Annotated in this window: 17 protein-coding genes; 1 reads left to right on the forward strand and 16 read right to left on the reverse strand. The window is 59.1% G+C overall.

Annotated features, from left to right (window positions below; genetic code table 11):
* Nucleotides 1–30: 30 nt before the first annotated feature.
* The 14 genes from lpdA to sdhC all read right to left on the reverse strand — a co-directional run bounded on the left by lpdA (nt 31) and on the right by sdhC (nt 15,819).
* Nucleotides 31–1,437, reverse strand: a complete 1,407-nt coding sequence (lpdA, locus tag NYR50_RS11725) for a dihydrolipoyl dehydrogenase (protein WP_418136057.1) — start codon at nt 1,435–1,437, stop codon at nt 31–33.
* A 64-nt stretch (nt 1,438–1,501) separates the two neighbouring features.
* Entirely contained in the window at nt 1,502–2,146 is a 645-nt protein-coding gene (locus NYR50_RS11730) for a LysE family translocator (protein ID WP_418136058.1), read from the reverse strand.
* An 11-nt stretch (nt 2,147–2,157) separates the two neighbouring features.
* Nucleotides 2,158–2,571: an MAPEG family protein gene (locus tag NYR50_RS11735; RefSeq protein WP_418136059.1), complete on the reverse strand. Its 414-nt coding sequence runs from the start codon at nt 2,569–2,571 to the stop codon at nt 2,158–2,160.
* A gap of 70 nt (nt 2,572–2,641) precedes the next feature.
* Nucleotides 2,642–3,874 carry a 2-oxoglutarate dehydrogenase complex dihydrolipoyllysine-residue succinyltransferase gene (odhB, locus tag NYR50_RS11740; protein WP_006310784.1) on the reverse strand — a complete coding sequence of 411 codons (1,233 nt, stop codon included), beginning with the start codon at nt 3,872–3,874 and terminating at the stop codon, nt 2,642–2,644.
* Between the two features lie 53 nt (nt 3,875–3,927).
* Nucleotides 3,928–6,924 (reverse strand): 2-oxoglutarate dehydrogenase E1 component, encoded by a 2,997-nt coding sequence (locus NYR50_RS11745; RefSeq protein WP_010972453.1) that lies wholly within the window; start codon nt 6,922–6,924, stop codon nt 3,928–3,930.
* A 175-nt stretch (nt 6,925–7,099) separates the two neighbouring features.
* Nucleotides 7,100–8,002: a succinate--CoA ligase subunit alpha gene (sucD, locus tag NYR50_RS11750; RefSeq protein WP_173987826.1), complete on the reverse strand. Its 903-nt coding sequence runs from the start codon at nt 8,000–8,002 to the stop codon at nt 7,100–7,102.
* 17 nt (nt 8,003–8,019) lie between these two features.
* Complete coding sequence (sucC, locus tag NYR50_RS11755) at nt 8,020–9,213, reverse strand: ADP-forming succinate--CoA ligase subunit beta (RefSeq protein WP_418136060.1); 1,194 nt, start codon at nt 9,211–9,213, stop codon at nt 8,020–8,022.
* A gap of 32 nt (nt 9,214–9,245) precedes the next feature.
* Complete coding sequence (mdh, locus tag NYR50_RS11760) at nt 9,246–10,208, reverse strand: malate dehydrogenase (protein WP_418136061.1); 963 nt, start codon at nt 10,206–10,208, stop codon at nt 9,246–9,248.
* A gap of 178 nt (nt 10,209–10,386) precedes the next feature.
* Entirely contained in the window at nt 10,387–11,550 is a 1,164-nt protein-coding gene (gene zapE, locus NYR50_RS11765; protein WP_418136062.1) for a cell division protein ZapE, read from the reverse strand.
* Nucleotides 11,551–11,642: 92 nt separating this feature from the next.
* A complete protein-coding gene (locus NYR50_RS11770) occupies nt 11,643–12,185 on the reverse strand; it encodes a protease inhibitor Inh/omp19 family protein (protein WP_092771846.1) in 543 nt (180 codons plus the stop codon).
* 205 nt (nt 12,186–12,390) lie between these two features.
* Nucleotides 12,391–13,170 (reverse strand): succinate dehydrogenase iron-sulfur subunit, encoded by a 780-nt coding sequence (locus NYR50_RS11775; protein ID WP_418136063.1) that lies wholly within the window; start codon nt 13,168–13,170, stop codon nt 12,391–12,393.
* 15 nt (nt 13,171–13,185) lie between these two features.
* Entirely contained in the window at nt 13,186–15,027 is a 1,842-nt protein-coding gene (sdhA, locus tag NYR50_RS11780; protein ID WP_418136064.1) for a succinate dehydrogenase flavoprotein subunit, read from the reverse strand.
* Between the two features lie 7 nt (nt 15,028–15,034).
* Nucleotides 15,035–15,415 (reverse strand): succinate dehydrogenase, hydrophobic membrane anchor protein, encoded by a 381-nt coding sequence (gene sdhD, locus NYR50_RS11785; protein WP_006310796.1) that lies wholly within the window; start codon nt 15,413–15,415, stop codon nt 15,035–15,037.
* An 11-nt stretch (nt 15,416–15,426) separates the two neighbouring features.
* On the reverse strand, nt 15,427–15,819 hold the full coding sequence (gene sdhC, locus NYR50_RS11790) for a succinate dehydrogenase, cytochrome b556 subunit (RefSeq protein ID WP_418136065.1): 393 nt from the start codon (nt 15,817–15,819) through the stop codon (nt 15,427–15,429).
* Nucleotides 15,820–16,124: 305 nt separating this feature from the next.
* On the opposite strand from sdhC, the gene NYR50_RS11795 reads away from it, so the two are divergent.
* Nucleotides 16,125–16,493: a hypothetical protein gene (locus NYR50_RS11795; protein ID WP_418136066.1), complete on the forward strand. Its 369-nt coding sequence runs from the start codon at nt 16,125–16,127 to the stop codon at nt 16,491–16,493.
* On the opposite strand, the gene NYR50_RS11800 is transcribed toward NYR50_RS11795, so the two are convergent.
* Together NYR50_RS11800 and NYR50_RS11805 are read right to left on the reverse strand one after the other, a co-directional pair.
* Nucleotides 16,494–17,138 (reverse strand): class I SAM-dependent methyltransferase, encoded by a 645-nt coding sequence (locus tag NYR50_RS11800; RefSeq protein ID WP_418136067.1) that lies wholly within the window; start codon nt 17,136–17,138, stop codon nt 16,494–16,496.
* A 7-nt stretch (nt 17,139–17,145) separates the two neighbouring features.
* Nucleotides 17,146–17,589 carry an EVE domain-containing protein gene (locus tag NYR50_RS11805; RefSeq protein ID WP_003492407.1) on the reverse strand — a complete coding sequence of 148 codons (444 nt, stop codon included), beginning with the start codon at nt 17,587–17,589 and terminating at the stop codon, nt 17,146–17,148.
* Nucleotides 17,590–17,591: the final 2 nt, after the last annotated feature.

Genomic DNA, 17,591 nt, shown 5'->3' on the forward strand with positions numbered 1-17,591 from the left:
TTAATATTCGAACGTCGGGCTCAATGCCGATCACATGTGGATCGGCTTGAAGAAGGTGGCAAGTGCTGCTTCCTTCACGGCTTCCGACATGGTCGGGTGCGCATGGCAGGTGCGGCCGAGATCTTCCGAAGAACCGCCGAATTCCATCAGCACGGTGATCTCGTGGATCATTTCGCCGGCGCCGAAGCCGACGATATGGCCGCCGAGTACCCGGTCGGTTTCCTTGTCGGCGAGGATCTTCACGAAACCATCCGTCACCTGCATGGCGCGGGCGCGGCCATTGGCGGTGAACGGGAACTTGCCGACCTTGTAGGCGATGCCTGCGGCTTTAAGTTCTTCTTCCGTTTTGCCGACGGAGGCGACTTCCGGCTGCGTGTAGACCACGGCCGGAATGACGTCGTAGTTCACATGGCCACGCTGGCCAGCGAGGATTTCCGCAAGCGCAACGCCCTCATCTTCCGCCTTGTGAGCCAGCATCGGGCCTTTCACCACGTCGCCGATCGCATAGATGCCATCGACATTGGTCTTATAGTGGCCGTCGATTTCGACACGACCACGGCTGTCGAGCACAACACCGGCTTCGGCAAGGCCGAGGCCTTCGGTGTAGGGCTTGCGGCCGGTCGAGATCAGCACGACATCAGCTTCGAGCGTTTCGGCAGCGCCGCCCTTGACCGGCTCAAACACCACCTTCGCGCCGGCGGCGGTCTTTTCAACGCCCGTCACCTTGGCGCCGAGCTTGAAATCAAGACCCTGCTTGGCGAGCAGACGCTGCGCCTGCTTGGAAACTTCACTATCCATGCCGCCGAGAATGGTGTCGAGATATTCGACGACGGTCACCTTCGCGCCAAGACGCGACCAGACCGAACCAAGCTCGAGACCGATGACACCACCGCCGACAACGATCAGCTTTTCCGGAACCTTGGAGAGAGCGATCGCACCGGTGGAAGACACGATAACGGTCTCATCGATGTCGACCTGAACGCCCGGAATGCCGGCAACATCAGAACCGGTGGCAATGACGATGTTCTTCGCCTCGATCTCCTGCGTCTCGCCCTTGTCGTTGGTGACGGAAACCTTGCCGGCGGAAACAACCTTGCCCGTGCCCTGGAAGGCATCGATCTTGTTCTTCTTGAACAGGAAGGCGACGCCATCGACATTGGCCTTCACCACGCCATCCTTGTGCCCCATCATCTTCTCGAGGTTCAGCTTCGGAGCGGCGACTTCGATACCAAGCGAATCAACGCCATGGGCCACATGCGCGAAGGTTTCGGAAGCGTGCAGCAACGCCTTGGAAGGGATGCAGCCGACATTGAGGCAGGTGCCGCCATAGGTCGCGCGCTTTTCGATCACTGCGACCTTGAGGCCGAGCTGTGCCGCCTTGACCGCGCAAACATAACCGCCGGGACCCGTACCGATTACAACTACATCATATGCCATGTTTCTGTTCCTGATTGATTGCGGGCAGGATTTTGAACCGCCCTGCTTCCGTTTGACCTGAAACTCAGGCCGCTTTTTCCGTTGCGAGTTTTATACCGAGAGCGATGAAGACCACGCCACTGGTGCGGTCGATCCATTGACTGGCGCGCTGAAATGCGGCGCGCATGCGCGGCGTCGTCATGAACAGGCTGACGCCGACGAACCACAGGACAAGGCAGCTTGCCATGACAAGGCCGTATCCGAATTTGATGCCAACAGGTGTATGCGCGTGAACCACCGTCGAAAAGATCGACAGGAAGAAGAACACCGGTTTGGGATTGAGCGCGTTTGCGGCAAAACCGAGCGTGAAGGCCTTGAATGCCGTCTGGCCGCTTTTGGCTCGAACGCCGTCCTCACCTTCCGCCGTCGGCAATTCGGTCTTGCCGGCGCGCAGCGCCTTGATGCCGATATAGATCAGATAGGCGACACCGAGCCATTTGACGATGTTGAAGAGATAGATCGACTGGGAAATGATGAGGCCAAGTCCGAGGATCGTATAGGTGACGTGGAACATCAGCGATGTTCCCACGCCGAAGCTTGTGATGATGGCCTGCTTGCGCCCATGCACCATGGCCTGACGCATGACCATCGCAAGATCGGCGCCCGGCGATACGATTGCGAAAGCGAAAATGGCCATCAGCGATGTCAGTTCGATAAGATATTGGTGCATCACATCAGGCCTCAGAACATCAACACGACAAACATCAGCGCAAGTCCAAGCATTGAACCCAACCAGACGAAAGACCGGATATAGGGTACGCCAGCCAGATAGAGCGGAATATAGATGATGCGGCAGATCAACCAGAGCCACGCACCGATAAGCGCAAGTCCGGCCGGGTCACCCGCCATGATAACGCCGAAAGCCAGTGCCAGAAAAGCCGGATAGGTCTCCCGGAAATTCGCCGATGCGCGCGAAGCGCGACCGGAAAGCTTGCCCTGTGGCTTCTGCTCACCGTCTCTCGGACCGGCATTCCATTCACGCCCCAGTTCTCTGGTCGCCGTCATCCCCTGCAAGAGGACATGCGCGACGAGAAGAAAAACGCTTAGACCGATAAGCGGCAAAAAAGGCGAAGCGGCAAGAAATGTCGGCTGCACGTCTGCTCTCCCGGGTAGTCTTTCAGCGGGGCTTCACTTGAACCCCCGCTGAATTGAAAAGCAAGAGCGATTAAAGATCGAGAACCAGACGTTCCGGATCCTCGAGGCTTTCCTTGACGCGAACGAGGAAGGTCACGGCTTCCTTGCCGTCAACGATACGGTGATCATAGGACAGCGCAAGATACATCATCGGGCGGATGACGACCTGACCGCCGATGGCGACCGGGCGCTCCTGGATCTTGTGCATGCCGAGAATGCCCGACTGCGGTGCGTTGAGGATCGGCGAAGACATTAGTGAACCGTAGACGCCACCATTGGTGATGGTGAAGGTGCCGCCCTGCATGTCCGCCATGCCGAGCGAACCGTCACGGGCTGCCTTGGCAAGGCGACCGAGTTCCTTTTCGACGCCGGCGATGGAGAGCTGGTCGGCATCACGGATAACAGGAACGACGAGGCCCTTGTCGGTGCCGACAGCCATGCCGACGTGACAATAGTTCTTGTAGATGATGTCGGTGCCGTCGATTTCAGCGTTGACAGCAGGCAGCTCCTTCAGCGCGTGGGTCACGGCCTTGGTGAAGAAGCCCATGAAGCCAAGCTTGACGCCGTGCTTCTTTTCAAACACGTCCTTGTAGCGGTTACGAAGGTCCATGACCGCGCTCATGTCCACTTCGTTGTAAGTGGTGAGCATGGCGGCGGTGTTCTGCGCGTCCTTCAGGCGGCGGGCGATCGTCTGGCGCAGACGGGTCATCTTGACGCGCTCTTCGCGAACCTGATCCTGCTCGGCCGAAACCGGACGGGGGGCGGCAACCGGTGCCGGTGCGGCGGCAGGTGCCGAAACGCCCTTGGCGACAGCGGCAAGAACGTCGCCCTTCAGAACCTGACCACGCTTGCCCGAACCGTCAACCTGATCGGCAGACAGGTTGTTTTCGGCAAGCAGCTTGCCAGCGGCGGGTGCCGGTGGCATGGCGCTGCCAGCCGGAGCGGCGGCTACGGCTGCGGCAGGTGCCGGTGCGGCGGCGGGCGCAGCAGGCTTTGCCGCAGGTGCAGAAGTGGCAGCGCCGGCAGCACCTTCGGCGATCTGGCCGAGAAGCGCGTCGAGACCAACGGTCTCGCCGTTCTGCGCAACGATTTCGGTGAGAACGCCTGACGCAGGGGCCGGGACTTCGACGGTAACCTTGTCGGTTTCGAGTTCAACGAGAGGTTCGTCGGCCTTGACGGTATCGCCGACCTTCTTGAACCAGGTGCCGACGGTCGCTTCGCTGACGGATTCGCCGAGGGTTGGTACGCGGATTTCAGTGGCCATGATCTAGTTCCGTTATTCGGGTGTCTTTTTTACGGGGCGATGCGGGAGAGTTCTCACTCTCCCAGCGCGTCTTCCAGGAACGCAGCAAGCTGCGCCAGATGCTTGGACATCAGGCCGGTCGCCGGAGAGGCGGCCGCCGGACGGCCCGTGTAACGGACCTTCTGGTACTTGGCGTCGATATGCGCCAGAACCCACTCCAGGTAAGGATCGATGAACGACCACGAACCCATGTTCTTCGGCTCTTCCTGGCACCAGACCATTTCCGCGTGGCGGAAACGGGAAAGCTCGTTGATGAGCGCCTTTGCCGGGAACGGATAAAGCTGTTCGACGCGCAGCAGGTAGACGTCGTCGATACCGCGCTTTTCACGCTCTTCGAGAAGATCGTAATAGACCTTACCGGTGCACATGACGACGCGACGGATCTTGGCGTCCTTCTGCAGCTTGATCGGGCCGTCCTTGATGACTTCAGCATCGTCCCACAGGAGACGGTGGAAGGAGGACTCGCCGGCCAGTTCCGCCAGAGACGAGGTGGCGCGCTTGTGACGCAGCAGCGACTTCGGCGTCATCAGGATCAGCGGCTTGCGGAAGTCACGCTTCATCTGGCGGCGCAGGATATGGAAGTAGTTAGCCGGCGTCGTAACGTTGGCGACCTGCATATTGTCTTCGGCGCACATCTGCAACCAGCGTTCCAGACGAGCGGACGAATGTTCCGGGCCCTGGCCTTCATAACCATGCGGCAGAAGGCAGACGAGACCGGACATGCGCAGCCACTTGCGTTCACCCGAGGAGATGAACTGGTCGAACACCACCTGCGCGCCGTTGGCGAAGTCGCCGAACTGGGCTTCCCAGAGCGTCAGCGCATTCGGGCGGGCAAGCGAATAGCCGTATTCGAAACCGAGAACGGCTTCTTCCGAAAGCATCGAGTTGATGACTTCGTAACGGGCCTGCGTCGGGGCGAGGTTCGCCAGCGGGATGTAACGCTCTTCGGTCTCCTGATCGTAAAGAACCGAGTGGCGCTGTGAGAAGGTGCCGCGTTCGCAATCCTGACCGGAAAGACGGATCTTGTGGCCGTCAACAACGAGCGAACCGAAAGCCAGCGCTTCCGCCATAGCCCAGTCGATGCCTTCGCCCGTCTCGATCATCTGCGAGCGGTTTTCCATGAAACGCTGGATCGTGCGATGCGCGGTGAAACCTTCAGGAATGGTCGACAGCTTCTTGCCGATTTCCTTCAGCTGCTTCATCGGCACGCCGGTCTTGCCACGACGCTGCTCATCGGCATTGTCGGCGGCGCGCAGGCCGGACCACTGACCATCCAGCCAGTCGGCCTTGTTCGGCTTGTAGGACTGGCCTGCCTCGAACTCCTGCTCGAGATGGGCGCGCCAATCGGCCTTGACCTTCTCGAAATCGCCTTCGGTGATCAGGCCTTCCGCGATCAGACGGTCGGCATAGATACGGGCGACGGTCTTGTGGCCACGGATGACCTTGTACATCTTCGGCTGCGTGAACGCCGGCTCATCGCCTTCGTTATGGCCGAAGCGGCGGTAACAGAACATGTCGATGACGACAGGCTTGTGGAACTTCATACGATATTCGGTCGCAACCTTGGCCGCATAGACAACCGCTTCCGGATCGTCACCGTTGACGTGGAAGATCGGCGCTTCGATCATCTTCGCAACGTCGGACGGATAGGGCGACGAGCGCGAGAATGCCGGATTGGTCGTGAAGCCGATCTGGTTGTTGATGATGAAGTGCATGGTACCGGCAACGCGGTGACCACGCAGGCCGGAAAGACCGAGAATTTCGGCAACCACGCCCTGACCCGCAAAAGCGGCATCGCCGTGCAGAAGCAGCGGCAGCACCTTGGCGCGTTCGGAGAGCGGAATAATGTCGCCGTCCCATGTCTTTGCCAGCTGGTCCTGCTTGGCGCGGGCCTTGCCCATGACGACAGGATTGACGATTTCAAGGTGCGACGGGTTGGCCGTCAGCGACAGGTGAACCTTGTTGCCGTCGAATTCGCGGTCGGAGGAGGCACCGAGATGGTACTTCACGTCACCCGAACCTTCAACGTCGTCAGGCTTGAACGAACCGCCCTTGAACTCGTGGAACACGGCGCGGTGCGGCTTGCCCATCACGTTGGTCAGAACGTTCAGGCGACCGCGGTGGGCCATGCCGAGCACGACTTCTTCCAGACCGTCCTGGCCGCCGCGCTTGATGATCTGCTCGAGCGCCGGGATCAGCGATTCACCGCCATCGAGGCCGAAACGCTTGGTGCCCTTGAAACGCACGTCGAGGAACTGCTCGTAACCTTCGGCCTCGACCAGCTTGGACAGAATGGCCTTCTTGCCTTCCGGCGTGAAGTCGACACCCTTGTCCGGGCCTTCGATGCGCTCCTGAATCCAGCCCTTTTCTTCCGGGTTGGACATGTGCATGAATTCGACGCCGAGCGTCGAGCAATAGGTGCGCTCGAGAATCTCGACCATTTCGCGCACGGTCGCATATTCGAGGCCGAGCACGTTATCGATGAAAATCTTGCGGTCGTAGTCGCTTTCCTCGAAGCCATAGGACTTCGGCGAAAGCTCGTTGTAATCCTCGACGGCGCTGGCGATGCCGAGCGGATCGAGCTTGGCATGCAGGTGGCCGCGCATGCGGTAGGCGCGGATCATCATGATGGCGCGAACGCTGTCACGGGTCGCTTGCAGCACTTCCGCTTCGCTGACGGGCTTGCCGGTATCGGCGCTCTTGGCTTCAGCCTTCGCCTGGACCTTTTTCTCGATGGCCTTTTCGACCGTGGCCCAGTTACCGTCGAGTGCGGAGACCAGTTCGCCATTCGCCGGGATCGGCCAGTTGGCACGCTTCCAGGAGGCGCCCTTGGCCGCCTTCTTCACATCTTCCGGATTATCGGACAGTGCCTTGAAGAAGCTCTGCCACTCCGGCGACACGGAAGAGGGATCCTCTTCGTACCGGGCATAGAGCTGCTCGATATAGGCTGCATTCGCGCCGTCCAGAAACGACGTGATCTGAAACTGCTCGTTCGCTTCTTGCCTTGCCATTGTGTTCCTGCGGACTTGTCCGTCCGCCTCCTCGATGCCGTTAGGGCCGTTCACCGGCCTGCCGCTTTGATTATTGCTGTCTGCCGCCGGGGCGGTATGCCGTCTGTCTATCTTCTTGCGGCATCGGGCAGCGTGGCGTTGAAGCCGCGCCGCCCGTTACCGGTCTCATGTGGTCTCAGCCCTTGAGGACTTCAACCAGCGTCTTGCCGAGGCGCGCCGGGGAAGGCGATACCTTGATGCCGGCTGCTTCCATGGCAGCGATCTTGGACTCTGCGTCGCCCTTGCCGCCGGAAACGACAGCGCCGGCGTGGCCCATGGTGCGGCCCTTCGGAGCCGTGCGGCCCGCGATGAAGCCGGCCATCGGCTTCTTGCGGCCCTTCTTGGCTTCGTCGATCAGGAACTGCGCCGCATCTTCTTCAGCCGAACCACCGATTTCGCCGATCATGATGATCGACGTCGTGGCGTCGTCTGCGAGGAACATTTCCAGCACGTCGATGAACTCGGTGCCCTTGACCGGGTCACCACCGATGCCGACAGCCGTCGTCTGGCCGAGGCCTTCGTTCGAGGTCTGGAACACGGCTTCATAAGTGAGCGTGCCGGAGCGCGAAACGATACCAACCGAACCCTTGCGGAAGATGGAGCCCGGCATGATGCCGATCTTGCATTCTTCCGGCGTCATGATGCCGGGGCAGTTCGGGCCGAGCAGGCGCGACTTGGAGCGGTCGAGGCGAGCCTTGACGCGCACCATGTCCATGACCGGGATGCCTTCGGTGATGCAGGTGATGAACGGGATTTCCGCTTCGATGGCTTCGATGATGGCGTCTGCTGCACCTGCCGGCGGAACGTAGATCACGGATGCATCCGCACCGGTCTTTTCCTTGGCTTCGGCAACCGTTGCGAAGATCGGCAGGCTTTCGCCCTTGGAGCCGGTCCAGGTTTCGCCACCCTTCTTCGGGTGAATACCGCCGACCATCTGCGTGCCGTAATAAGCAAGCGCCTGTTCGGTGTGGAAGGTACCGGTCTTGCCGGTCAGACCCTGAACAAGGATCTTCGTGTCTTTATTAACGAGAATAGACATTATTTCCGGTCCCTCAATTAGCCGTTGATCGCCGCGACGATCTTCTTGGCTGCGTCGTCCAGGTCGTCAGCAGCCGTAATCGCAAGGCCCGATTCGTTCAGGAGCTTCTTGCCAAGTTCGACGTTGGTGCCTTCGAGGCGAACAACGAGCGGAACCTGCAAACCGACTTCCTTCACCGCGGCGATCACGCCTTCGGCGATGACGTCGCACTTCATGATGCCGCCGAAGATGTTGACGAGGATGCCCTCGACCTTCGGATCAGCCGTGATGATCTTGAAGGCTGCCGCAACCTTCTCCTTGCCGGCGCCGCCGCCGACGTCACAGAAGTTGGCCGGCTCTTTGCCGTAAAGCTTGATGATGTCCATCGTCGCCATGGCAAGACCTGCACCGTTGACCATGCAGCCGATGTTGCCGTCGAGCGCCACGTAAGCGAGGTCCCACTTGGAGGCTTCGATTTCCTTGGCGTCTTCTTCGGTCTCGTCGCGTAGCGCCTTGACGTCGTCATGGCGGAACAGCGCGTTGCCGTCGAAGGACATCTTGGCGTCGAGAACGCGCAGATGGCCATTTTCCATGACGATCAGCGGGTTGATCTCGAGGAGAGCCATGTCCTTCTCGTTGAAGGCCTTGTAAAGGATCGGGAACAACGCCTTGGCGTCTTCGGCAGCCGCACCGTCAAGCTCGAGAGCCTTGGAGATTGCGGCAATGTCGGCGTCGCTCACACCCTTTTCCGGGTTGATGGCGATGGTGTGGATCTTCTCGGGCGTGTCGTGGGCGACAGCTTCGATATCCATGCCGCCTTCGGTGGAAACCACGAAGGCAACCTGACCGACAGAACGGTCAACCAGAAGCGAGCAATAGAGTTCGCGGGCAATGTCCGCACCGTCTTCGATGTAAAGACGGTTGACCTGCTTGCCAGCATCGCCCGTCTGGGCGGTGACCAGCGTGTTGCCGAGCATGTCCTTGGAATGGGAAACGACTTCCTCGATCGACTTCGCGAGGCGAACGCCGCCCTTGGCGTCGGGGCCGAGTTCCCTAAACTTGCCCTTGCCGCGGCCGCCAGCATGGATCTGGCTCTTGACGACGTAAAGCGGGCCGGGAAGCTGCTTTGCGGCAGCTTCGGCTTCTTCGACCTTGAGGATGGCGACGCCTTCAGCAACCGGCGCGCCGTAGCCCTTCAGAAGAGCCTTGGCCTGATATTCGTGAATATTCATGGAATAATCCCTGTTTGGAGCCGCTTGGAGTATTACTTCAGCGACGGAGCGATGTTGACGCAGGCTTCGCAAAGACCAGCGACAGCGCCGACGGACTTCTGGAAGGCGGCTTCTTCTTCCTTGTTCAGTTCGATCTCGATGATGCGCTCGATACCGCCGGCACCGATGATGGTGGGCACGCCGACATACATGTCGTCTACGCCATACTGACCCGAGAGGTGAGCAGCGGCGGGCAGAACGCGCTTCTTGTCCTTGAGGTAGGATTCAGCCATTTCGATCGCCGAAGCGGCCGGTGCATAATAGGCCGAACCGGTCTTCAAGAGGCCGACGATTTCCGCACCACCGTCGCGGGTGCGCTGGATGATCTGCTCAAGGCGCTCGGCGGTCAGCCAGCCCATCTTGACGAGATCGGTGAGCGGAACGCCGCCAACGGTGGAATAACGGGCGAGCGGTACCATGGTGTCGCCATGACCGCCGAGAACGAAGGCGGTGACGTCCTGAACCGAAACGTTGAATTCTTCGGCAAGGAACAGGCGGAAGCGGGCGCTGTCGAGAACGCCGGCCATGCCGACGACCTTGTTCTTCGGCAGGCCAGAGAACTTCTGCAACGCCCAGACCATGGCGTCGAGCGGGTTGGTGATGCAGATCACGAAAGCGTTCGGGGCATATTTCTTGATGCCGGCGCCGACCTGTTCCATGACCTTGAGGTTGATGCCGAGAAGATCATCGCGGCTCATGCCGGGCTTGCGGGCAACACCGGCGGTGACGATGCAGACGTCTGCGCCTTCGATGGCGGCGTAATCGGAAGCGCCGGAGAGCTTTGCATTGAAGCCTTCAACCGGGCCGGACTGGGCAATATCCAGACCCTTGCCCTGAGGGATGCCGTCGGCGATGTCGAAGAGGACGATATCGCCCAGTTCCTTCAGGCTGGCGAGATGCGCCAGCGTGCCGCCGATCATGCCAGAACCAATAAGTGCAATTTTTTTGCGAGCCATCGAATGCTTCCTCTTGAGCTTCAATTCAATTTTACCGCGCCAAACCGGCAGCCAAATTGTCGCACTTCGATTAGCCCCATTGGCCAAAATTGGCAACAGATTCTTTTCTGATGAATATTTTCAATCGTTTAGATCATTATTTTCTTACGTAAACGTAAGAAAATGCGTCACGAAAGTGTCAAACTTTCTGCCGCTTTTCATGGTGGAGCGTCAAGTAATCGGCACTGCGCATCTCAAACAGGCGCGAGGCGGTGCGATCGAACTCGAAACCTTCTGTTCCCTTGCGCTTGCCCAGCAGGTCTTCCGGCATGGCGGCGGCAGAGGCGAAAAGCCTGACGCTATGATCGTAAAGCGCATCGATGAGGATGATGAAACGTTTGGTCTCGTTACGCTTGTCGGCATTCAGGAGCGGGATGTGATCGATGAAAACCGTATCGAAACGATTGGCGATGGCGAGAAAGTCGGAAGCTCCGAGCGGCTTTTCGCAAAGGTCGGAAAAGGAAAAACGGGCAACCCGGCCGCTGGCGCGCGGCACCAGAATGGAACGGCCCTTCATGGGTATCTCGGTCGGCGCAACGAGGTGACCGGCAATCATGTGTCGCCATGCCATATCCATCGCCTGATCCGCCGAGCCGTCGAGCGGCGTGATATAGACCGGCAGGCTTTCCAGCTTCTCCATCCGGTAGTCTGTCGGGCTGTCCAGCGTCACCACGTCAACATATTTCTTCAGCAGATCAACGAAGGGCAGAAACAGACCGCGATTGAGCCCGTCCTTGTAGAGATTGTCAGGCACGACGTTGGAGGTCGTAACCAATGTGCAGCCATTGGCGAACAGCTCGCTGAACAGCCGGGCGAGGATCATCGCATCGGCAATATCCGTGACGGTGAATTCGTCGAAGCACAGAAGTTCGGCTTCCGCCAGAAGCTGGGCCGCGACGGGTGGAATGGGATCGGCCTGTTTGGTCTCGCCATTCTTCAGTTTCTGCCGGTGCGCATGTACGCGATTATGCACATCCGCCATGAATTCGTGGAAATGACAACGCCGTTTCGAAGAGACGGGCGCCATCTCGTAGAACATGTCCATCAGCATGGTCTTGCCTCGACCGACGCTGCCATAGACATAGAGCCCCTTGACTGCGGCGGCCGGGCCGGACTTGCGCGCGAACATCCAGCCGAGCGCGCTTTTTTTCTTGGCAGGCTTGCGTGCTTTCAGATCGGCAAGGATACGGTCGAGATGGGCTGCGACGCCAAGCTGGGCGGCATCGGCCTGCAAGGTGCCAGCTGCCGTCAATGCGTTGAGCTGTTCAACGACACTATGATTGTAATCAGGCAATGGCTTCATGAAAAAGCGCTCCGGTCGCGGGCGCAGCAAAGCACCCGCGAGGAATGGAATGGCTCAGAATAAGGAAAGCGATCCGGCTGCACCGGACAGGCTCATCGGCTGAGGCTGAGTGGCTGGCCGCTATTGGTCGTGCCGTCGAAGCGCGCATCGGCGCTCTTGTAGACGCGGCCGATCGTGTCACCCGAACGGTTCTTGAAGAGGACCATCTTGCCGGACACTTCCCAGGAGCCCATTGCCGTCAGCTCACCCGAGCAACCGCGCGTGCCGCCACGCGAACCGCTGCCGAGGTTGGTGAGCGTCAGGAACATGTCGCAATTGGCGCCGCCATTGGAAACGCGCCAGTTGCCGACCATGGATTCCTTCGTCACATCGAGCGCCGTTGCCGGCGGAGCGGCAGAAGCGACATTCACGCCGCCAGGTGCTGCGGATGCAGGCGCCGATGGGAACTGGCTGCCGGAAGCGCCACCGGGCGGCGGCAAGGCGCCGGACTGGACCGACGGCACCGGCTGTGCCTGCAACGGCGGCGTATAACCGGGATTGTTGCTGCCATTATTGTTGTAATCGTAGGAGGTACGTTGGCAACCGGCAAGGCTCATCACAACCGCAAGGCCCGTCACCACATATCTGAATTGCATATCAAGCTCCCGATTCTCTCGCTTCCGGAAAGACCATGATCAAACAAGAAGGCTGAATTATTACCAAAGCCTTATCTTGCGCAAGCGATGGCCGGGATAATTACCATTTCGGTCGATTTTTACCGAATTTTCCCAGGCCCGGTTGTAAAAAGAGCCGCGGTCGAGACCGCGGCCGGATAGATTTTCTCTCTCAAGCGAATCGCCGTTAGACGCGACGCTCGACCATCATCTTCTTGATTTCTGCGATCGCCTTGGCCGGGTTCAAGCCCTTCGGGCAGGCCTGCGCGCAGTTCATGATGGTGTGGCAACGATAAAGGCGGAACGGGTCCTCGAGATTGTCGAGACGCTCGCCGGTTGCCTCATCGCGGCTGTCGATCAGCCAGCGATAGGCCTGTAGCAGAACGGCGGGGCCGAGATAACGGTCGCCATTCCACCAGTAGCTGGGACAGGAGGTGGAGCAGCAGGCGCATAGGATGCACTCATAGAGACCATCCAGCTTCTGACGATCCTCATGGCTCTGCTTCCATTCCTTGGCCGGTGCCGGCGAAACCGTCTTCAGCCAGGGCTCGATCGAGCGGTGCTGGGCGTAGAAGTTCGACAGGTCAGGAACGAGGTCCTTCACGACAGGCATATGCGGCAGCGGATAAACCTTTACCGTGCCCTTGATCTCTTCCATACCCTTCGTGCAGGCGAGCGTGTTGGTGCCGTCGATGTTCATCGCACAGGAACCACAAATGCCTTCGCGGCAGGAGCGACGCAGCGTCAGCGTCGGGTCGACGTTGTTCTTGATGTAGAGAAGCGCATCGAGAACCATCGGCCCGCAATCATCGACATCAATGTAATAAGTATCGATGCGCGGGTTCTGGCCGTCGTCCGGGTTCCAGCGATAGATGCGGTATTCGCGCACATTCTTGGCGCCAGCAGGCTTCGGCCAGACCTTGCCTTCGCTGATCTGGGAATTCTTGGGGAGAGCGAGTTCAACCATATCCAGTTCCTCAAATCAGTAGACGCGCGCCTTCGGCTCGATCTTTTTCGGATCGATACCTTCGGCGATCAGGTCGGTGTGAACCGGGCGATAATCGAGTTTGACGTCCCCTTCTGGGCTGACCCAGGCGAGCGTATGCTTGCGCCAGTTCACGTCGTCGCGACCAGCGAACGGACCGTCGACGAAATCCTCGCGAGCGTGCGAACCGCGGCTTTCCTTGCGCGCTTCCGCGCCGTAGACCGTGGTAATCGCGTTGGCCATGAGGTTGTGCAGCTCGAGCGTCTCGACCAGATCGGAGTTCCAGACCATCGAACGGTCGGTGACCTTGACGTCGGGAAGTTCCTTCCAAATGGCGGAAAGACGCTGACAACCGCTTTCGAGCGATTCCTGCGTGCGGAACACGGCCGCATCGTCCTGCATGGCGCGCTGCATCTTGTCGCGCAGCACCGCCGTCGGCGTCGAGCCATTGGCGTAGCGCAGGCTGTCGAAGCGCTCCATGATCTTGTCGCAGGCAGCAACGTCGAGCGCAGGAACCGGCGCATCGCGGTCGATGACCTGGGCTGCACGAATGGCAGCGGCGCGGCCGAAGACCACGAGGTCGATCAGCGAGTTGGAGCCGAGACGGTTCGCACCATGAACAGAGGCGCAACCGGCTTCGCCGACAGCCATCAGGCCGGGCGCGATGCGCTCCGGGTTGTCGGCATCGGCATTCAGCACTTCACCCCAATAGTTGGTGGGAATGCCGCCCATATTGTAGTGAACCGTCGGCAGAACCGGGATCGGCTCGCGCGTCACATCGACGCCCGCAAATATCTTGGCGCTTTCGGAAATTCCCGGAAGACGCTCATGCAGGATCGCCGGATCGAGGTGATCGAGATGCAGGAAGATGTGATCCTTGTTCTTGCCGACGCCACGGCCTTCACGGATTTCCATCGTCATGCAGCGGGAGACAACGTCACGCGAGGCAAGGTCCTTCGCCGATGGCGCATAACGCTCCATGAAGCGTTCGCCTTCGGAGTTGACGAGGTAACCGCCTTCACCGCGCGCGCCTTCGGTGATCAGGCAGCCTGCGCCATAAATACCGGTCGGGTGAAACTGCACGAACTCCATATCCTGAAGCGGCAGGCCGGCACGGGCAATCATGCCGCCGCCGTCACCGGTGCAGGTATGGGCCGAGGTTGCCGAGAAATAAGCGCGGCCGTAACCGCCGGTCGCCAGCACCACCATCTTCGCGGAGAAGCGATGGATCGTGCCGTCATCGAGGTTCCATGCCACGACGCCGGTGCAACGGCCATCCGGTGCCATGATCAGGTCGAGCGCGAAATATTCGATGAAGAATTCAGCGTTGTGGCGCAGCGACTGGCCATAAAGCGTGTGCAGAATGGCGTGGCCGGTACGGTCGGCGGCTGCACAGGTGCGCTGCACCGGCGGGCCTTCACCGTAATTCTGCATATGGCCGCCAAACGGGCGCTGATAAATTTTGCCCTCGGCATTGCGCGAGAAGGGCACGCCATAGTGCTCCAGCTCATAGACCGCCTTCGGCGCTTCCATGGCGAGATATTGCATTGCGTCGACGTCGCCAAGCCAGTCGGAGCCCTTTACCGTGTCGTAAAGGTGCCACTGCCAACAGTCAGGCGTCATGTTGGTAAGCGAAGCGGCGATACCGCCCTGCGCTGCCACCGTGTGCGAGCGTGTGGGGAAAACCTTGGTGATGCAGGCGGTCTTGAAACCCTGTTCGGCCATGCCGAGCGTGGCGCGAAGACCTGCGCCGCCGGCGCCCACCACGATCACGTCATAGGAGTGATCGACATAGGTGTAGGCCTTGCCATTCTGGGAAGGTGAACTGATCGATGCCATGGCGGACTTATCCTGCGAATGCGATTTTCAGAATGGCGAAGATGGAAAGACCGCCAATCAGAATCGCGAAAAACGTGTTGAGCATCAGAAGAACGAGCTTCAAAACCTCGGCGTGAATGTAGTCTTCGATAATGACCTGCATGCCGAGCTTCATGTGGATGAGGCCGGACACCAGCACCAGCGCCATGATGACCGCAACGAGCGGGTTTGACAGCGCGGCGGCGACTTCCGGATAGGGCGCGCCGGCATATTTGATGAGGAAGATCACGAAGAAGATCAGCAGCGGAACGTTGGCGACCGCGGTGACGCGCTGGCGCAGGAAATGGTCGGTGCCTTCCTTGGCAGAGCCGAGACCGCGAACCTTTCCGAGAGGTGTACGCATATCCATGAAAAATCTCCTCAGCGCACGATCAGGACAATGACCCAGATCAGCGCGGTCAGACAGATCGACGCGACCCACGAGGCCTTTGCCAGCTTGGTGGTAAAGTGCTTGTCGAAACCATGACCCAGATCCCACATGAAGTGGCGAAGACCGCCCAGCATGTGGTGAACCAGAGCCCAGGTATAGCCGATCAGGATAAGCCTGCCGATGATCGTGCCCATCGCCCAGGTGACCCAGTCGTAATAGGCAGGGCCAGAAGCAAGCGCGATCAGCCACCAGGCGACCAAAAGCGTCCCGAAATAAAGCGCGCCGCCAGTGATGCGGTGCACGATGGATGCAACCATCGTCGGGATAGGCTTGTAAATTTGAAGATGCGGCGACAGAGGCCGGTTATTTGTCACATTCGCCATCAGAACCTCGCGGCGTTTTCCCGTGCGCCCATTCAGACAGGACGCCCCCAAGCAACAGCACATGACGAAAGAATGTGCATTGCACCAACCGCGACGTTTAATCACATGGGGGCGTCATCACAAGCACATTTCATGACCGATTCGAATTTAATCGATTGGTTCACGAATTTTTTTTGGATTTTTTCATGTTAAAATAAAAAATCGAGCGTTTCCAAGATTTACGCCCTCAAAATATTTACCTTTACGTAATTCAGAAAAGGTGTAATTTACGATTGGTTAACCAATAAAAGCGGAGCATGAAGCTCATGTTACAGCGCCGAATCGCCGCCCTGATCATGATGGTTGCAGGCGCCATTTTAACCTTTATGCCACCGGCAGCGGCAGAGGATTTTTATGGCCGCCACCCATATCGGCATCATCAATCCCAGGTAAGCTTCTCTACCGATGGGTTGCCATCCGCCCTGCCCGGCGGCACCTATGTCGGCGGCATATCGGCCCTTCGGGTGCGCGGAAACGGCAATTATTTCGCGATCAGCAGCGGATTTTCACGAAAAGCTATTACGGATCGAGCGGGTCTGCAACTTGCGCCCAAGGCGAAGATCATCTCTGTCCATGCCGAAAACGCAGACGATGCCTGCGCCTACGAACATGGCGTCTGCATCATCAGGCCCTGATCAGATAAAACGCCACACCGTGGTCTTCTTCACGTCGCTGTCTTCCAGCGCCCGCGTCACCGGCACCTGATAGGTCGCCTCGGCGCGAAGCAGTTCTTTGGGCAGATAAGCTCGCCCCGGATCGCCGACGAGCACGATCACGCCCTTCTCCGTCAGCTCCAGAAACCACGGCACGAGAAGATCCGCAAAAGTGCGGTCGTAGAACACGTCGCCAGCCAAGAGGACATCGGCATCGACCGGATTGCCGACGAGGTCGAACCCCGTAAAGCTGATATCCACGCCATTGAGCGCCGCATTCAACCGAATGGCCGTTTCCGTCCACGGATCGATGTCGGCGGCCAGAACCTTGGCTGCACCGGCCTTTGCTGCCGCGATGGCAACCAGACCAGAGCCACTGGCGAAATCCAGCACACGCTTGCCGCAAACGCTTTCAGGGTGATCGAGAACATAACGGGCAAGCCCCTGCCCGCCGGCCCAGGCGAAAGCCCAGAAGGGCGGCGGCAGGCCGATCTCCTCCAGCTCCTCCTCCGTCTTCAGCCACAGCTCATGGGCTTCACTGGCGAGATGCAGACGCAGTTCCGGCACATGCGGCGGATGCAGGATGCCGGTGTTTTCGAGAATGAAGCGTTCGGGATCGGTCCTCACCGAAACATCAGTCCGGCGATTTCGGCGGATTGGCGAGGCCGCCCATGCGGCAGACCTCAAGATATTCCTCTTCCGTCACCGGCTGCACGGAAAGCCGCATGGAGGTGACGAGCGACATCTTTTCGAGCTTTGGGTTTGCCTTCACATCCTTCAGGGAAACCGGCTGGGGCATATCGCAGACGGCGCGGATATCAACGCAATCCCACTTCAGATCACCCTCCGCAGTCGAATCCGGATGCGACAAGGCACAGACTTCGACGATACCGACGACATCCAGCCCTTCATTGGAGTGATAGAAGAAACCCTTGTCGCCGATCTTCATGGCGCGCATGTTGTTGCGGGCCTGATAGTTGCGCACGCCGGTCCATTCTTCGCCGGCCTCACCCTTGGCCTTCTGCATTTCCCACGACCATTTGAACGGCTCGGACTTGTAAAGCCAGTAATTCGCCATTT

The sequence above is a fragment of the Agrobacterium sp. El2ro-1b genome, from assembly GCF_048298475.1.
GTDB classification, from domain to species: domain Bacteria; phylum Pseudomonadota; class Alphaproteobacteria; order Rhizobiales; family Rhizobiaceae; genus Agrobacterium; species Agrobacterium fabrum.

Excerpts from the sequence above, each read along its gene's own strand:
- sdhA (WP_418136064.1), bottom strand. The coding sequence starts at position 15,027 with ATGGCATCGATCAGTTCACCTTCCCAGAATGGCAAGGCCTACACCTAT.
- NYR50_RS11770 (WP_092771846.1), bottom strand. The coding sequence starts at position 12,185 with ATGCAATTCAGATATGTGGTGACGGGCCTTGCGGTTGTGATGAGCCTT.
- NYR50_RS11730 (WP_418136058.1), bottom strand. The coding sequence starts at position 2,146 with ATGCACCAATATCTTATCGAACTGACATCGCTGATGGCCATTTTCGCT.
- sdhD (WP_006310796.1), bottom strand. The coding sequence starts at position 15,415 with ATGGATATGCGTACACCTCTCGGAAAGGTTCGCGGTCTCGGCTCTGCC.
- zapE (WP_418136062.1), bottom strand. The coding sequence starts at position 11,550 with ATGAAGCCATTGCCTGATTACAATCATAGTGTCGTTGAACAGCTCAAC.
- NYR50_RS11795 (WP_418136066.1), top strand. The coding sequence starts at position 16,125 with ATGTTACAGCGCCGAATCGCCGCCCTGATCATGATGGTTGCAGGCGCC.
- lpdA (WP_418136057.1), bottom strand. The coding sequence starts at position 1,437 with ATGGCATATGATGTAGTTGTAATCGGTACGGGTCCCGGCGGTTATGTT.
- sdhC (WP_418136065.1), bottom strand. The coding sequence starts at position 15,819 with ATGGCGAATGTGACAAATAACCGGCCTCTGTCGCCGCATCTTCAAATT.
- NYR50_RS11775 (WP_418136063.1), bottom strand. The coding sequence starts at position 13,170 with ATGGTTGAACTCGCTCTCCCCAAGAATTCCCAGATCAGCGAAGGCAAG.
- NYR50_RS11745 (WP_010972453.1), bottom strand. The coding sequence starts at position 6,924 with ATGGCAAGGCAAGAAGCGAACGAGCAGTTTCAGATCACGTCGTTTCTG.
- mdh (WP_418136061.1), bottom strand. The coding sequence starts at position 10,208 with ATGGCTCGCAAAAAAATTGCACTTATTGGTTCTGGCATGATCGGCGGC.
- sucD (WP_173987826.1), bottom strand. The coding sequence starts at position 8,002 with ATGTCTATTCTCGTTAATAAAGACACGAAGATCCTTGTTCAGGGTCTG.
- NYR50_RS11805 (WP_003492407.1), bottom strand. The coding sequence starts at position 17,589 with ATGGCGAATTACTGGCTTTACAAGTCCGAGCCGTTCAAATGGTCGTGG.
- sucC (WP_418136060.1), bottom strand. The coding sequence starts at position 9,213 with ATGAATATTCACGAATATCAGGCCAAGGCTCTTCTGAAGGGCTACGGC.
- odhB (WP_006310784.1), bottom strand. The coding sequence starts at position 3,874 with ATGGCCACTGAAATCCGCGTACCAACCCTCGGCGAATCCGTCAGCGAA.